Genomic DNA, 15430 nt, shown 5'->3' with positions numbered 1-15430 from the left:
GGGGCCGGAATCCGGCGCCACCGGCATGTCGTGGTCGGGGACGCGGGTCCGGTCCGGATCCCACCTCGTCTGCAGGGTGCCCGCTCGTTTGGGCGCCCGGGGGAGAACGTGTGGCAGTGTCCTCGAGCAACCCTTCGACCAACCCGGCCAAGCGCACGTACGTGCTGGACACATCTGTCCTGCTAGCGGACCCGGCGGCCACGACCCGGTTCGCGGAGCACGACGTGGTCCTCCCAATCGTGGTGATCACCGAACTGGAGGGCAAGCGACACCACCCCGAACTCGGCTACTTCGCCAGGAAAGCCCTGCGCTACCTCGACGATCTGCGAGTTCAGTACGGCCGGCTGGACGAGCCGATGCCAACGGGAGACGGCACGATCAGGGTTGAGCTCAACCACAGCGATCCATCCATCCTGCCGGTCGGATTCCGACTGGGTGACAACGACACCCGCATCCTGACCGTGGCGCGCTCGCTGGCCGCCGAAGGCTGCGATGTCGTGCTGGTCTCCAAGGACCTGCCCATGCGGGTCAAGGCCGCCTCGATCGGCTTGGCGGCCGAGGAGTACCGCGCCGAGCTGGTCGTCGAGTCGGGCTGGACCGGGATGGCCGAGGTCCAGGTGACCACGGAAGACGTGGGGACACTCTTCGAGCACGGCACGGCCGATCTGGCGGAGGCCAGAGACCTGCCGACGCACACCGGCCTGCGGCTGCTGTCGGCCAAGGGCTCGGCCCTCGGCCGCGTGCTGCCGGACAAGTCGGTACGGCTGGTGCGTGGGGACCGGGAGGTGTTCGGCCTGCACGGCCGGTCCGCGGAGCAGCGCATCGCGCTCGACCTGCTGATGGACCCGGAGATCGGGATCGTCTCGCTGGGCGGGCGCGCGGGCACCGGCAAGTCGGCACTGGCACTCTGCGCGGGCCTGGAGGCCGTGCTGGAGCGCCGCCAGCACCGCAAGGTGATCGTCTTCCGCCCGCTGTACGCCGTGGGCGGCCAGGAGCTCGGCTACCTGCCCGGCTCCGAGGGCGAGAAGATGGGGCCGTGGGCCCAGGCGGTCTTCGACACCCTGGGGGCGATCAGCTCTCCCGAGGTGATCGAGGAGGTGCTCGACCGCGGCATGCTGGAGGTGCTGCCGCTCACGCACATCCGCGGCCGCTCGCTGCACGACGCGTTCGTGATCGTGGACGAGGCCCAGTCGCTGGAGCGCGGGGTGCTGCTGACCGTGTTGAGCAGGATCGGCGCCAACTCCCGGGTGGTGCTCACCCACGACATCGCCCAGCGTGACAACCTGCGGGTCGGCAGGCACGACGGCGTGGTGGCGGTGGTGGAGAAGCTGAAGGGTCATCCGCTGTTCGCGCACGTCACGCTGAGCAGGTCGGAGCGGTCCCCGATCGCCGCGCTGGTGACGGAGATGCTGGAGGACATCACCCTCTAGCTCGACAGATCATTTCAGGTCGCCGCAGATGAACCGTCCCTCCGTCTTGGAGGGGCGGTTCTCTGGGTACACGTGGATGATCTTGACCTGCTCGAACGCCGCGTCCTGCTGGGCCGTACAGACGATCTGGGCCTTGGCCAGCCTGCTGAGCGTGCCCTCGCCCCTGACGAAGACGGTCAGCGTCGAGGTCCGCGGGAGCTGGACCTCGTCGCGCTGGATGGGGTTGAGCGAGTCCTCGATGCGCTCGAAGGTGAAGCCGCGCAGGGCGGTGTCCCGGTCGCCGAGCGGCAGGCCGGAGGCGTCGAACAGGGCGGTGAGCAGGCTGCTGACCGTGTCGGAGTCGACGTCGGCCGGCTCCAGCGTCAGCTTGCCGTTCTTGATCAGGTAGATCGTCTTCGAGGGCGGCGGCACCTCGATGACCGGCGGCGTGGCCCGGACCTCGACGTCCGTGGGGGAGATGCCGCAGGCGGCCACCGCCAGGAGGGCGAGGAAGGCGGCGGCGAGGGCGCGACGGTCAGCCATGGGGCAGCCAGACCGTGAAGAGCGTGCCCGGATCCTGCCGGCGCACCGAGATCGTGCCGCCGTGCAGGTGCACGTTGGCCCGCGCGATGGCCAGGCCGAGACCGCTGCCCTGGCTGCGCGCCCGGCCCGCGCCGGCCTTGAAGAAGCGGTCGAACACGTGGGCCATCGCCTCCGCCGGGATGCCCTTGCCGTGGTCGCGTACCTTGATCTCCAGCCCGTTCTTCGTGGCCCTGGCGGTGACCACCACGGGGGGCAGCCCGTGCTTGAGCGCGTTGCCGACGAGGTTGGCCACGATGACGTCGAACCTCCTGGGGTCGAGGTTGACCGTCAGGACGTGGGAGGCGGCAACCTCCACCTGCTCGCCCCAGCCGCGTACCTCCAGGCAGTCGAGGATGGCGTCGGCCACGTTGACCGGTTCCAGGTTGAGCGTCGCGGTGCCGGCGTCGAAGCGGCTGATCTCGATGAGGTGCTCGACCAGCCCGCGCAGCCGCTCGATCTCCCGCAGCACCAGGCGTACCGCCTCCGCGGGCGCGCTGGGCAGGCGCTCGGCCTCCTCGGAGAGCATGTCGGCCACGGCGGTCATCGCGGTGAGCGGGGTGCGCAGCTCATGCGAGACGTCGGCGACGAACCGGCGCGACAGCGCCTCCAGCGAGCGCAGCTCCGACACGCTGAGCTCCAGCGCCGCCGCCGCGTCGTTGAACCTGGAGGTGAGCTCGGCCAGCTCGTCCTGACCGTGCACGGGCAGGCGCGTGTCGAGGCGGCCCTGGCCGAGCGCCTGCGCGGCGGCGCTGAGCCGCCTGACGGGCAGCAGCACCTGCCTGGCCGACAGCAGGGCGACGACCAGGGCGATCAGCAGGATGACCACGCCGCCCTGGGTGAGCTTGCCCTTGAGCGTGGCCAGCTCGCGCTCGTCGTCGCGCAGCGGGAAGAACACGAAGGCCCGCAGACCGGTGGCCTCGGGTTCGGTGCCGGTCTCGCGGTAGACCTCGGCGCCGACGACGAGCCAGAGTTCGTCGTGGATGAGCCTGCGCTGGGTGACGACGTTCCGCTTGGCCCGGCCGTACAGCTCGTTGGGCACGTCGTTCATGTTGAGCGGGCCTTCGGCGTAGGTCAGGTTCTTGTACTCGACTACGACGCTGCGGCCGGGTCCGTTGAGCGACTGGGCGACGTTCTCCAGGTTCTTGGTGGTGGGCGGGGCCTCGCCCTGCCTGAGCGTGCCTACCGGGAAGGTGATGCGGCCCAGTTCTCTGGTCACCAGGTCGATGGAGGTGTCCTCGGCCCGCTTGACGAGCGCCGACTTGGCCAGCTCGAAGCCGATGGTCGCGACGAGGAAGGAGGCGGTGACGGCGACCAGGGTGAACGTGATGACCAGGCGCGCGCGCAGCCCGGTGGGCAGCGGTCTCACGGAGGACTGAACCGGTAACCGAACCCGCGCACGGTGTGGATGAACACCGGCTCCGCCGGCCTCGGCTCGATCTTCGCGCGCACCCGCTGCACGCAGGCGTCGACCAGCCGCGAGTCGGCCACGTGCGTGTGGTCCCAGACGGCCCGCAGCAGGTAGCGGCGGTTGAGGACCTGGCCGGGATGCCGGACGAGCTCCAGCAGCAGCCGCAGCTCGGTCGGGGTCAGGTGGATCTCCTTGCTGGCCAGCGTGACCTTCAGCGCGCCCCGGTCGATCATGAGGTCGCCGAACGAGATCCGGTCGGAGGCGGCGGACTCGGCCCGGCGCAGGATGGCGCGGATGCGCGCGTCCAGGACCCGCGGCTCGACCGGCTTGACCACGTAGTCGTCGGCGCCCGCCTCCAGCCCGACCACCACGTCCAGGTCGTCGCCGCGCGCGGTGAGCAGGATGACCGGGAGCTGGTCGAGCCGGCGGATGCGCCGGCACACCTCGACCCCGTCGATGCCGGGCAGCATGACGTCGAGGATGGCGATCTCGGGACGGCGGGACCTGACGTGGTCGAGCGCTTCCTCGCCGGTCGCGTAAGACGTAACGGAGTGCCCCTGCCTGGTCAGCGCCAGCTCTAGAGCCATGCGGACGGAGGGATCGTCTTCGACGAGGAGGATGCCAGCCACGCGAACATTATTCTTCCATGCCGAGGGTTGCTGCGCTCCGTCATGAAACTGTGACATGGCGCGCACAGGACCACAAACAACACCAGGCACGCTTAAAGCGGCCCTCCCTTCGGTTACGGGCGCCCGAGGGGCGGGCCGAGGATGTGAGGAAAATCACACATTCCGGGAAACCGGCCGCCAACCAGCCCGTTAGTAAATGCGGCGCCAACCAGATGTCCCGTTTCGGTTGCGGACCACCCCCCATGACAGGGCAAGCTCATGGGTCGTGAGCCCTGGTCCGCAGTTGAGTGAGCGTCCCGCGTCGGAAACCTCCCCCTCGGCGCGCCGACCGGCCCGTTCGTCCGCGCAGAAGGCGAAGCGCGTGATGGTCATCGGGTTGTCCGTCGTGATCGTCTGTGGTGGCGGTGCTTTCGTCGCCTACCGAGCGATCCAGAACGCCAACACGCCGCCCACGCCGATCTCGGCGGAGGACTTCGGGCGGATCGCCAGCGGCGACCTCTACTCGCCCGACCCCGAGAGCGACGCGCTCAAGGCGGCGGGGGTCAAGGCGTACCAGGCGAAGGAGCTCAAGGAAGGCCGCAAGGACACCAAGTCCGACCTCGACTGGGTCGAGGTCAAGAAGAAGGCTCCGGGCGGCGACGGGTTCCCGACCGCCGACTTCCCGCCGGGCACCAACCCCTCACCCGGCAGCAACAAGTCCGTCGCCAAGCAGATGATGTCCGGAGCCGGCTTCGGCGCCGACCAGTGGGGCTGCCTGGAGCGGCTCTGGCAGAAGGAGAGCGGCTGGAACGAGCGGGCGATGAACCGCTACTCCGGCGCCTACGGCATCCCGCAGTCCCTGCCCGGCAGCAAGATGGCCAGCGCGGGCGGCGACTGGCAGACCAACGCCGCCACCCAGATCAAATGGGGTCTCGGCTATATCAAGGGCCGCTACGGCACGCCCTGCGGCGCCTGGGGGCACTCGCAGGCCACGGGATGGTATTAACAGCCCATCTTTGCCTCTGCAATCGGCAAGCCGCCACGCCCGATGAGGGGGCCCGGCGCACGCTACCCGCATGGGTGTGAAGGTCAGCGTGATCGTCAGTGTCCACAACCCGGGAAGCCGTGCAGACTCGTGCATCCGCTCCGTCCTGGAGCAGAGCATGCCCGCGGACGACTATGAAGTGATCTTCGTGGACGACGGCTCCATGGACGGGATCGCGGAGCGGCTCGACACGGTCGCCGCCGTCCGCAGGAACGTACGCGTGCTGCACCTTCCGCACACCGGCTCACCGATGCGGGGACGCAACGTCGGCATGGCCGCCGCCAAGGGCGACTACATCTACCTGATGGAGCAGGGCGACCGGCTGGAGCGCGACGCGCTGCTCAGCATGTACGAACGGGCCGTCGAGACCGACGCCGACGTCCTGGTCGGCCGCCTGGTGCGGGACACGGGGCCGCCGGTGACCGCGTTCGTACGCAACCGGGGACGCGCCGACCTGCTGCGCGACCGGCTGCTCTGCCTGCTCACGCCGCACAAGCTCTACCGCCGCGCCTTCCTGGAGGAGCACGAGCTGGGCTTCCCCGTGCCCGGCGGGCAGGTGGCCGAGCAGGCGTTCTCGGTCCGGGCCTACTTGCAGGCCAAGGTCGTCGCGGTGCTGGCCGACCAGATCTGCTGCCACATCGGCGAGCGCGACGAGCCCGAGGAGGACCCGCGCGCCGCCGTGGCCGAGCTCCGGTCGCTGCTCGCCGCCATCGACGCCTACGTGGGGGACGGCCGCCAGCGCGACCGCATGTACGGCCACTGGTTCCGCTCCACCGTGCTCAAGCCGCTGCTGACCAGCCGGTTCGCCGCGTCGTCCGTGGACCGGGGCATGCACTTCAGGCTGATCAGGCAGCTCGTGCTCGACAGCTTCCCCGAGCGCCTCGACAAGTACCTGCCCGTCCAGCTGCGGGTCGTGGCCGCCTTCGTCCGCGCCGGACGGCTGGATCAGCTCGTCGTCCTGGCCAACTCCTCCAGGCGGGCCGGGCTGCGCGCGGACCTGAGCGAGGTCCGCTGGGACGCGCAGGTGCTGGTGCTCGGGCTCTCCGTGGAGGTCCTGGGCGGCGACGGGGGGCCGGCCAGGTTCCGGACGAGCGGCGAGCGCCTGCTGTGGCAGCCGCCCCGCTCGGTCGACGCCAAGCTGCTGCCCGACACCGTCACGGACGTCACCGGCGCCGTCGAGCGCGCCCGCATCGAGGTGTACGTACGGCACAGCGAGACGGGCGTCATCCACTACCTGCCGGTCGCCTACCGGGTCGAACGGGTCCCGGACGGGCGCCGCCACGTCCGCATCCAGATCGTCGGCGAGGCCAGGGTCGACGTGACCGCGGCGGCGCTCGGCGAGCCGCTCAAGGCCGGCCAGTGGGAGGTGCACGTCCGCATGTTCGGCGGCGCGCACCAGGCCAGGAGCCGGGTCCGCCGCCCGGACGGCCCGCTCAACTGCCTCGGCGTGCTCGCCCAGCAGCCCAGGATGCGCCTGGTGGTGCCCTGCTGGACCGACGCGGGCGAGCTCGGGCTGGCCATCGAGCCGCGCTCGTTCTCGGAGTCGATCGCGCTGGTGTCGCCGGGGGTGACCATCAGGCGGCAGGAGGGGCACCTGTACGTCGTGCTGCCCGTGCCGTACGTGCCGCCGAGCGGCGGCCCCGCGCTGGAGCTGGTGCTGCGCACCACCTCGCGCCGGCCACGCGAGGTGTCCGCGCCCGCGCTGGTCGAGCCGGGCGTGCCGGGCAAGATCGCCGGGCAGTTGGTGGCCAAGGTGCCGGTCAAGCGGATGATGCCGGGAAAGGACAGCCTCGGCCCCGGCGCCTGGCTCTCGTCGCTGCGCACCGCCGACGACGAGACCGGCCTGCGGTTCGGGCTGGAGGTGCGCAGGGGCAGGATCGAGGTGCGGCCGTCGGCGGCCATGGATCCTGAGCGGCGCTCGCCGATGGGCGGGGACACGCTGCTGTACCGGCTCGGCCGCCGCCTGCCCGGCGCGCGGCACATGGTGCGTCTGGCGCGCGCGGGCAAGCATCGCTACCTCAGGGACTGACCCAGCCCTCCAACTCGGTGAAGGAGTCTCTGAAGACCGGCAAGAGCGGCTTCAGCTTGCCGGGGTAGACGTCCACCAGGCCGTCGAGGTGGTTGCCGCCCTCGACCCGGTGGTAGCGGAACGGCCGGTGCGGGCCGACCATCTCGGCGTAGACGGCGTGGTGACCTTCATCTGAATGGTGGCGCGGGGACCCGGTCCTTCAGGGCCGGGCGAAAGTGCCAATCCTCCTTTCGAAAACAGTATGGAAAGACTCGGTCACGTTCGGCAATGTGTGCGGTGAGTGATGGCGCTGTGACAGGAGGTGCGCGATGGCGATCCGCCGCTCCACCACCAAACGCCACGGCCTGCCCACCGTCGTGCAACTGCGACTCACACCCGCCCCGGTCCAGGCCGACGCGCTGGCAGCGGCGGTGCAGGTGTGCAATCAGGCGGCCACCGTCGTCTCCCGCCTGGCCTGGCAGCACCGCACCTTCGCCGTGGTGGAGTTGCATCGGCTGGCCTATTACGAGGTGCGGGCGCAGATGGCCGGGCTGGGCGCGCAAGCGGCCGTGCGGGCGATCGCCCGGGTCGCCGGCGCGTACGCCAACCGGCGCGCCAGCAAGAAACGCGCCCACATCTTCCGCCCGCACGGCGCCGTCCCCTACGACGCCCGGCTGATGAGCTTCAACCGTGACGCCCGGACGGTGTCGCTGTGGACCCCCGCAGGCCGCGTCACCGTCCCCTACACCGGCCGACCAGACGACCTCAAAGCCATCGATACGCTGCCGATGGGAGAGGCCGACCTGATCTGCCGACGCGGCGTGTGGCTGCTGCAGGTCGCCCTCACCCTGCCCACACCAGTGGTGCGTGAGCCGGTCGGCGGCTTCGTCGGGGTGGATCAAGGGATAGCGAACCTGGCGGTCACCTCCGACCGGGTGGTGCTGCCCGGCCCCGCCTTGCCCGGCCCGATCGGCGGCAACGGCCACGTCCGCACCCTGCGGGAACGGCGGCATCGTCAACGCCGCCGGTTGCAGAAGAAGGGCACGTCGGCGGCGCGGCGGGTGCTGCGCCGCCTTGCCGGGCGTGAGCACCGGATGATGACCGACCTCAACCACCAAATCAGCAAGTACGTGGTGCGTGAAGCCGAACGCACCGGCCGCGGGATAGCCCTGGAGGATCTTCAGGGTATCCGCGGCCGGGTCAGGGCTCACCGGCTCCAGCGACGCACCCTGCACAACTGGGCCTTCGCCCAGCAGCTCACCTTCACCCGCTACAAAGCCGCCCGAGCCGGAGTCGCCTTCATCCTGGTCGACCCCGCCTACACCTCGCAGGCCTGTCCAGACTGCGGGAACGTCAGCAGGGCGAACCGTCCGGCGCGGGGCCGGTTCCTCTGCACCCGGTGTGGCCTCGCTGGGCACGCCGACCACATCGCGGCCCGCAACATCGCCGCACGCGGCGTAGCGGGCTGGGCTGCTGTCAACCAGCCACACGCTACCGGCCTCCCTTCACCCAGACGGGACCGCGAGAGCAAACCACCAGATTCAACCGGTGGTAGTTGATACGTGCACCTTCTCGGCCAGGTCGCGGCCCTTAGTCTCCCTGGCGGCGAAGACCGCGACCAGGGTGAGGACGGCCGCCAGGCCGAGGTAGATGGAGATCGGCAGGCTGCTGCCGTAGCTCTTCAGCAGCGCGACCGCGATGATCGGGGCCAGTGCCCCGGCCACGATCGCCGACAACTGGGCGCCGATCGACACCCCGGTGTACCGCATTCTGGTGCCGAACAGCTCGGCGAAGAAGGCCGCCTGCGGGCCGTACATCATGCCGTGGAAGAGCAGGCCCACGGTGATGGCGAGCGTGATGGCCAGGAAGTTGCCGGTGCTGACGAGCGGGAAGAACGCGAAGATCCACAGCCCGATGCCGGCGGCCCCGGCCAGGTACATCGGGCGGCGGCCGATCCGGTCCGACAGCGCGCCCCACATCGGGATCGTGACGAAGTGGATGGCCGAGGCGATCAGCACGGCGTTGAGCACGGTGGAGTTCTCGATCTTGTTGGCCTTCGCGTAGGTGATGACGAAGACCGTGAGGAGGTAGAAGGAGATGTTCTCCGCCAGCCGGGCGCCGATCGCGGTGACGACGTCCCGCCAGTGGTGGCGCAGCACGCCGATGATCGGCGCCGTCTCCTCCGGCTCGGCCTGCTGGAACACCGGCGACTCGGTGATCGACAGCCGGATCCACAGCCCGATCAGCACCAGCACGCCCGACAGCAGGAACGGCACCCGCCAGCCCCACGCCAGGAACGCCTCGTCCGACTGCCAGGCGGCCAGTATCGCCAGCACGCCGGTGGCCAGCAGGTTGCCGCCCGGCGCGCCCGCCTGCGGCCAGGAGGCCCAGAAGCCGCGCCGCGCCGCGTCGCCGTGCTCGGAGACGATCAGCACCGCGCCGCCCCACTCGCCGCCCAGCGCGAAGCCCTGCACCAGCCGGAGCAGGGTCAGCAGCAGCGGCGCGGCGGCGCCCACGCCCGCGTACGTCGGCAGGCAGCCGATCAGGAACGTGGCGGCGCCCATCAGCAGCAGGCTGACCACCAGCAGCCGCTTGCGGCCGAGTCGGTCGCCGAAGTGGCCGAAGATCAGGCCGCCGAGCGGACGGGCGACGAACCCGACGGCGTAGGTGAGGAACGCGAGGAGCGTCCCGGTCAGGGGGTCGGCGGTGGGGAAAAAGATCTTGTTGAAGACGAGGGCGGCTGCCGAGCCGTACAGGAAGAAGTCGTACCACTCGATGGTGGTGCCGATCAGGCTCGCAGCGACGATCTTCTTGATGGAAGTGGCCATACCGTCACGCTAGGGAGTGACCGGCGTCACTCATATGGCGTCCGGACCCACAGTCTGTGGTGAGGATGTGTGGCCGAGCCGGTGCAGGCGGAGCGCGAGCTGGATCTCCAGCGCCCGCTCCGGCTCCAGCCAGCCGTCGCCCAGGAGTTTGCCGATGCGGTCGAGCCGCTGGGTGACGGTGTTGACGTGAATGTGCATGACGTCGGCCGTACGGGAGGGTGAGCCGCCCGAGCCGAAGTAGGCGGTCAGCGTGTCGGCCAGCACGGTGCCCCTGCGGGCGTCGTACTCGACCACCGGCCCGAGCACCGAGCCGACGTAACCGGGCACGTCGCGGACGTCGCCGATCAGCAGGCCGACGAAGCCGAGCTCGCCCGCGCTCGCGCCGTCACCCGTCCGGCCCAGCGCGATGAGCGCATCGGCGCAGCGCCGCGCCTCCTGGTAGGCCGCGGCGACATCGCTCTTGCGCGACGCCCCGGCCGTGGCGGGGGTGTGCAGGGACGCGCTCAGCTCGGCCGCGACGCGCTGCGCGATGGCGCCCGCGTCGCCGCCGGGCAGCAGCAGGACCACCTCTCCGGCCCGCCCGGCGGCCAGCCCATGGCGTTGGGCCGCCTGCGACGACGCCCAGAACGCGGCCCGCTCGCGCTGCCCCTCGTGCCGGACCACCACCATGACGTGCGGCGCGCTCAGGTCCACGCCCAGCCGGCGCGCCCGGTCGGCCAGCCCGGGAGAGCCGGGCCTGGAGATCAGGTCGTCGAGCAGCTCGCCCCGCACCCGCCCCTCCGCCTCGGCGACGCTCCTGCGGAACAGCAGCAGCAGCGCGCAGACCAGCGCCGCCCGCTCCAGGATGCGCTCGTCGGCGTCGTCGCTGCGAAGGATCAGCGTGCAGAGCGGCTCGCCGCCGACGTCCACCGACGCGATCAGCAGATCCGCCCGGCGCACGGTACGGCCCAGCGCCCTGGACGCCTGCGCGGCCTCGAACACGCCCGGATCCAGCTCGCCGACGTCTCCGGTGATCGGTCGGCCCAGGTCGTCGAGTACGGCCAGCGAGCCGCCGAGCACGTCGGTCACCACGGCGGCCACGTCCTCGATGCCGCCACCCCGCAGCACCAGCGAGGTCATCCGGTCGTGGGCCAGCGCGGCGCGTTCGACGGCCTGGCCGTGCTCCCTGACCGTGCGGTGCGCGGCGGACAGCTCTTCGAGGGCGTTCCTGGTCTCCTGCAGCAGCCTGGCGTTGTCGATCGCGACGGCCGCGTGCGCCGCCAGGCTCGCCAGCAGCGACACCTCCTCCTGCAGGAACGGCCTGGCGCTGCGGTTGGCCGCGAACAGCACGCCGATCACCCGCTGCCCCAGCCGCAGCGGCACGCCGAGGATCGCGACCAGCCCTTCCTCGGTGACGGCTTCGTCGATGTGGTTCTTGTGGTGGAAGCGGGCGTCGGCGAAGTAGTCGGCGGTCGCGTACGGCGTGGCGGTCTGCGCGACCAGCCCGCCCAGCCCCGCGCCCATGGCCAGCCGGAGCGCCCGGAACTTGGCCGAGATCGAGCCGTCCGTCACCTGCATGTACGTGTCGCCGCGGGCGGGATCGTGCAGCGTGAGGTAGGCGGTGTCGGTCGCGAGCAGTTGCCTGGCGCGGTGCACGATCGCCTCCAGCACCGCGTCGAGGTCGCGCAGCGCGGCCAGGTCGTTGGCGGTGTCGTAGAGCGCCGACAACTCGGCCTCGCGCCTGGCCCGGCGTTTGAGCAGCGCGCGCACCTTGAGCGCGTCGACCTTGGCCAGCTCCAGCTCCTCGACCGTCGCCGCGTCGGCACCCGCGGCCCTGGCCTGGATGATCGGCCCCTCGAACTCGACCGCCGACGCCTCCCTGGCCAGCAGTTCCAGAAAGCGCCTGCTCATTGCCTCACTCCGTTCGGCGGGCTCGGTCGCCCAATGCCGCCGCCTTCCCCCGTCGCTCTGGTCGCTTCGCTCCCGGCGCTCCTCCTCCAGGCGACGGCGCTCCCTCGCACCACTAGCGTGCCGTCCAGCCGCCGTCGACGGGGAGGGAGACGCCGGTGATGAACGATCCGGCCGGGCCGCACAGGTAGGCGACCAGCTCGGCCACCTCCTCGGGCTCGATCAGCCGCTTGATCGCCGCGGGCTGGAGCATGATGTCCTCGACGACCTCGCCGGGGTCGATGCCGTGCGCCTTCGCCTGGTCGGCGATCTGGCTCTCGACCAGCCCGGTCCGTACGTACGCCGGGCACACACAGGTGGAGGTCACCCCGTGGGGCGCCCCTTCGAGCGCGACGACCTTGGAGAACCCCTCCAGCCCATGCTTGGCCGTCGTGTACGCCGACTTGTACGGCGAAGCCCGCAGCCCGTGCACCGACGAGATGCTGACGAACCGCCCCCAGCCCCGCTCGTACATCCCCGGCAGCACCTGCCGAGCGATCAGGAACGGCGCCTCGACCATGACCCGCAGCATCGTGGCGAACACCGCGGGCGGAAACTCCTCGATCGGCGCCACGTGCTGGAACCCCGCGTTGTTGACCACGATGTCGACGGGCTCCTCCGGCAGGGCGCGGAGGAACTCCGGATCGCTCAGGTCCGCCACCACCGGCACCCCGCCGAGCTCGGCGGCCACCTTCTCCGCCGACTCCGCGCTCCGGTCGACGACCAGCACCCTCGCCCCACCGGCGGCCAGCCGTCTCGCGCAGGCGGCCCCGATCCCGGCCCCGCCCCCCGTGACCAGCGCCGTCCGCCCCGTCAGCTCCTTCGCCATGTCTCCGACCCTAAGCGCTCACGGGGCGAGGGTGGCATGGGTGTCCGCAACATAGATCGATGCCGCCTTATGTGGTGTGTCTGGAAGGCCGCCGTGCCCGGGTCCCTGATACGGTTTTCCCTATGCACGCGTATTCGTACTCCTGGTGGCCCGCCTTCTAGGCGGTCCTCCTAGCGCATACGCACCCCGGCCGCCTCGACGAGGCGGCCGTCGTCATGTCCGGACCCCCTTGTCGAGCACCCCAGACGAAAGGGCGTTCCGTGACAACCTGGCCAGCGTTGCTCAGCACACTCCTCGACGGCACCTCGCTCACCTCCGGCCAGGCCTCCTGGGCCATGGACCAGATCATGTCCGGCGCCGCCACGGACGCCCAGATCGCTGCCTTCGCCATCGCCATGCGGGCCAAGGGCGAGACCGTGGCGGAGGTGTCCGGCCTGGCCGACGGCATGCTCGCCAGATCGGCGGCCATCAGGATCCCCGGCGACCCGGTCGACCTGGTCGGCACAGGCGGCGACCGGGCCAACACGGTCAACATCTCCACCATGGCGGCCATCGTGGCGGCGGCCGCCGGGGCCAAGGTCGTCAAGCACGGCGGCCGGGCCGCCTCCTCGAGCACCGGAGCCGCCGACCTGCTGGAGGAGCTCGGCCTGGTCATCGACCTGCCGCCGGCCGGCGTCGTCCGGGTCGTGGAGGAGGTCGGCATCACGTTCTGCTTCGCGCCCACCTTCCACCCGGCGTTGAAACGCACCTCCGGGGCGCGGCGGGAGCTGGGTGTGCCGACGGTCTTCAACTTCCTCGGCCCCCTCACCAACCCCGCCCTGCCGGCCGCGCAGGCGGTCGGCGTCTTCCACCGGGACCTGGCGCCGGTCATCGCGGGCGTCCTCGCGGAGCGCGGCGGCTCCTCGCTGGTCTTCCGCGGCGACGACGGCCTCGACGAACTCACCACCTCCGGCCCCTCGGCCGTCTGGCTCGTACGCAGGGGCACGGTGACCCCGACCCGCTTCGACCCGGCGGACCTGTCGATCCCGCGAGCACACCCGTCCGACCTGGTCGGCGGCGACGCGGCGCACAACGCGGCGGTGGCCAGGGCGGTCCTGGCGGGGGAGCGGGGGCCGGTCCGCGACATCGTCTTGCTGAACGCGTCGGCCGCCCTGGTGGCGGCCGACGGCACGCCACCGGCCGACGGCCTCACCGAGGCACTCGCCCAGGCGTACAAGCGAGCGGGTGACGCCGTCGACTCAGGTGCCGCCGCGACCCTGCTCACCCGCTGGGCGCACGCCACTCACCGGGCGGTTTGAAGCTGGTCGGCACTGACTCCGCTCACCTGTTGGGCGCGCCACCCACCGGGCGGTTCGAGGCTGTCACTCGGCGGGCCGGGTCATGGAGAGCACGTCCAGCAGGGCGTCGAGTTGCTCCTCCGTGAGCCGGCCGGCCGCCACGTGGCCGCGTTCGATGACCACCTCGCGGATCGTCTTGCGCTCCGACAACGCCTGCTTGGCGATCTTCGCCGCCTCCTCATAGCCCACATGCCGGTTCAGCGGCGTGACGATCGACGGCGACGACTCCGCGTACTCCCGCAGCCGCGGCACGTTCGCCGTGATCCCGGCCACGCACCGGTCGGCCAGCAGCCGCGAGACGTTCGCCAGCAGCCGGATCGACTCCAGGATGTTCCGCGCGATGACCGGCAGTTGCACGTTCAGCTCGAAGTTGCCCGACGCGCCCGCGAAGGTGATCGCCGCGTCGTTGCCGATGACCTGTGCCGCGACCATGACCGTGGCCTCGGGGATCACTGGGTTGACCTTGCCGGGCATGATGGACGAACCCGGCTGCAGGTCCGGCAGGTTGATCTCGCCGAGCCCGGCGCGCGGTCCGGAGCCCATCCACCGGAGATCGTTGGCGATCTTGTTGAGCGAGACCGCCACCACCTTCAGCTGTCCCGAGAGCTCGACGATGGAGTCCTGCGCGCTCTGCGCCTCGAAGTGGTCCATCGCCTCTCGGAACGGGATCCCGGTCGCCTCACGCAGCTTCTCGATCGCCATGTTCGCGAAGCCCGGCGGGGTGTTGATGCCGGTGCCCACCGCCGTGCCGCCCAGGGGCAGCTCGAGTACGTGCCCGAGCGCCGACCTCACCCGTACGGTGCCGTGCTCGATCTGCGTGGCGTAGCCGGCGAACTCCTGCCCCAGCGTCACGGGCGTGGCGTCCATGAGATGCGTCCGGCCCGACTTCACCACCTGGTCGAACTGGATCGCCTTGGCCCGCAGCGCCGCCGCCAGGTGTTCCAGCGAGGGCAGCAGGTGGTAGGTCACCTCCGTCGCCGCCGCCACGTGGATCGAGGTCGGGAACACGTCATTGGACGACTGCGAGGCGTTGACGTGGTCGTTCGGGTGCACGGGCCGGCCCAGCCGCTCCTGGGCCAGCGTCGCGATGACCTCGTTGGCGTTCATGTTGGACGAGGTGCCGGAACCGGTCTGGAAGACGTCGATCGGGAAGTGGTCGTCGTGCTCGTTCTCCGCGACGTCGGCCGCGGCCTGCGCGATTGCCTCGGACAGATCCTTTTCGAGTACGCCGAGCTCTCCGTTGACCTCGGCGGCGACCGCCTTGATCAGGCCGAGCGCGGCGATGTGCGACGGCTCCAGCGGCCGTCCGGACACCGGGAAGTTCTCCACCGCCCGCTGCGTCTGCGCGCGCCATTTGGCGCCGACCGGAACGCGCACCTCACCCATGGAGTCATGTTCAATGCGGAACTCGCTCATGCCTCCCAGTCTGGCTCACGCTTGCCGGATCAGC

The 15430-nt window shown here is 70.8% G+C and carries 13 protein-coding genes; 5 read left to right on the top strand and 8 right to left on the bottom strand.

Translation table 11 applies throughout. The features are described 5' to 3' along the window. Positions 1 to 110 precede the first annotated feature (110 nt). A complete protein-coding gene (locus AB0F17_RS54750) occupies positions 111 to 1430 on the top strand; it encodes a PhoH family protein (RefSeq protein ID WP_358041516.1) in 1320 nt (439 codons plus the stop codon). Positions 1431 to 1439: 9 nt separating this feature from the next. Here AB0F17_RS54750 and AB0F17_RS54745 read toward each other — a convergent pair whose 3' ends face one another. The 3 genes from AB0F17_RS54745 to AB0F17_RS54735 are packed head-to-tail and all read right to left on the bottom strand — an operon-like array spanning position 1440 to position 4028. Next, positions 1440 to 1952, bottom strand: coding sequence for a hypothetical protein (locus AB0F17_RS54745; RefSeq protein WP_358041513.1), 513 nt, complete (start codon positions 1950 to 1952; stop codon positions 1440 to 1442). Continuing rightward, positions 1945 to 3357: a HAMP domain-containing sensor histidine kinase gene (locus AB0F17_RS54740; RefSeq protein ID WP_358041510.1), complete on the bottom strand. Its 1413-nt coding sequence runs from the start codon at positions 3355 to 3357 to the stop codon at positions 1945 to 1947. Before AB0F17_RS54740 ends, AB0F17_RS54745 begins: the two co-directional genes overlap by 8 nt. Next, positions 3354 to 4028: a response regulator transcription factor gene (locus tag AB0F17_RS54735; protein ID WP_358041507.1), complete on the bottom strand. Its 675-nt coding sequence runs from the start codon at positions 4026 to 4028 to the stop codon at positions 3354 to 3356. The genes AB0F17_RS54740 and AB0F17_RS54735 overlap by 4 nt, the downstream gene beginning before the upstream one ends. Positions 4029 to 4392: 364 nt before the next feature. Here AB0F17_RS54735 and AB0F17_RS54730 point away from each other — a divergent pair, with 364 nt between their 5' ends. After that, positions 4393 to 5013, top strand: coding sequence for a lytic transglycosylase domain-containing protein (locus tag AB0F17_RS54730; RefSeq protein WP_358041606.1), 621 nt, complete (start codon positions 4393 to 4395; stop codon positions 5011 to 5013). Between the two features lie 70 nt (positions 5014 to 5083). Continuing rightward, entirely contained in the window at positions 5084 to 7081 is a 1998-nt protein-coding gene (locus AB0F17_RS54725; RefSeq protein WP_358041504.1) for a glycosyltransferase family 2 protein, read from the top strand. Here the strand turns inward: AB0F17_RS54725 and AB0F17_RS54720 are convergent. Further along, entirely contained in the window at positions 7071 to 7223 is a 153-nt protein-coding gene (locus AB0F17_RS54720) for a hypothetical protein (protein ID WP_358041501.1), read from the bottom strand. The genes AB0F17_RS54725 and AB0F17_RS54720 overlap by 11 nt on opposite strands. A gap of 166 nt (positions 7224 to 7389) precedes the next feature. Here AB0F17_RS54720 and AB0F17_RS54715 point away from each other — a divergent pair, with 166 nt between their 5' ends. After that, positions 7390 to 8619, top strand: coding sequence for a transposase (locus AB0F17_RS54715; RefSeq protein WP_358041498.1), 1230 nt, complete (start codon positions 7390 to 7392; stop codon positions 8617 to 8619). On the opposite strand, the gene AB0F17_RS54710 is transcribed toward AB0F17_RS54715, so the two are convergent. From AB0F17_RS54710 to AB0F17_RS54700, 3 genes are all read right to left on the bottom strand, one after another. Further along, positions 8602 to 9888 carry an MFS transporter gene (locus tag AB0F17_RS54710; RefSeq protein WP_358041496.1) on the bottom strand — a complete coding sequence of 429 codons (1287 nt, stop codon included), beginning with the start codon at positions 9886 to 9888 and terminating at the stop codon, positions 8602 to 8604. The genes AB0F17_RS54715 and AB0F17_RS54710 overlap by 18 nt on opposite strands. Positions 9889 to 9918: 30 nt before the next feature. Continuing rightward, positions 9919 to 11778: a GAF domain-containing protein gene (locus AB0F17_RS54705; protein ID WP_358041492.1), complete on the bottom strand. Its 1860-nt coding sequence runs from the start codon at positions 11776 to 11778 to the stop codon at positions 9919 to 9921. Positions 11779 to 11890: 112 nt separating this feature from the next. Then, positions 11891 to 12643 (bottom strand): SDR family NAD(P)-dependent oxidoreductase, encoded by a 753-nt coding sequence (locus tag AB0F17_RS54700; protein ID WP_358041489.1) that lies wholly within the window; start codon positions 12641 to 12643, stop codon positions 11891 to 11893. A gap of 215 nt (positions 12644 to 12858) precedes the next feature. On the opposite strand from AB0F17_RS54700, the gene trpD reads away from it, so the two are divergent. Then, positions 12859 to 13941 carry an anthranilate phosphoribosyltransferase gene (trpD, locus tag AB0F17_RS54695; RefSeq protein WP_358041486.1) on the top strand — a complete coding sequence of 361 codons (1083 nt, stop codon included), beginning with the start codon at positions 12859 to 12861 and terminating at the stop codon, positions 13939 to 13941. A 63-nt stretch (positions 13942 to 14004) separates the two neighbouring features. Here the strand turns inward: trpD and AB0F17_RS54690 are convergent, their stop codons facing one another. Continuing rightward, positions 14005 to 15396: a class II fumarate hydratase gene (locus AB0F17_RS54690; protein WP_358041483.1), complete on the bottom strand. Its 1392-nt coding sequence runs from the start codon at positions 15394 to 15396 to the stop codon at positions 14005 to 14007. Between the last annotated feature and the right edge of the window lie 34 nt (positions 15397 to 15430).

The organism is Nonomuraea sp. NPDC026600, from assembly GCF_040638335.1.
Taxonomy (GTDB): Bacteria; Actinomycetota; Actinomycetes; order Streptosporangiales; family Streptosporangiaceae; genus Nonomuraea.
The sequence above is the reverse complement of the archived record's forward strand: the minus strand, read 5'-3'. Positions and strand labels throughout refer to the sequence as shown.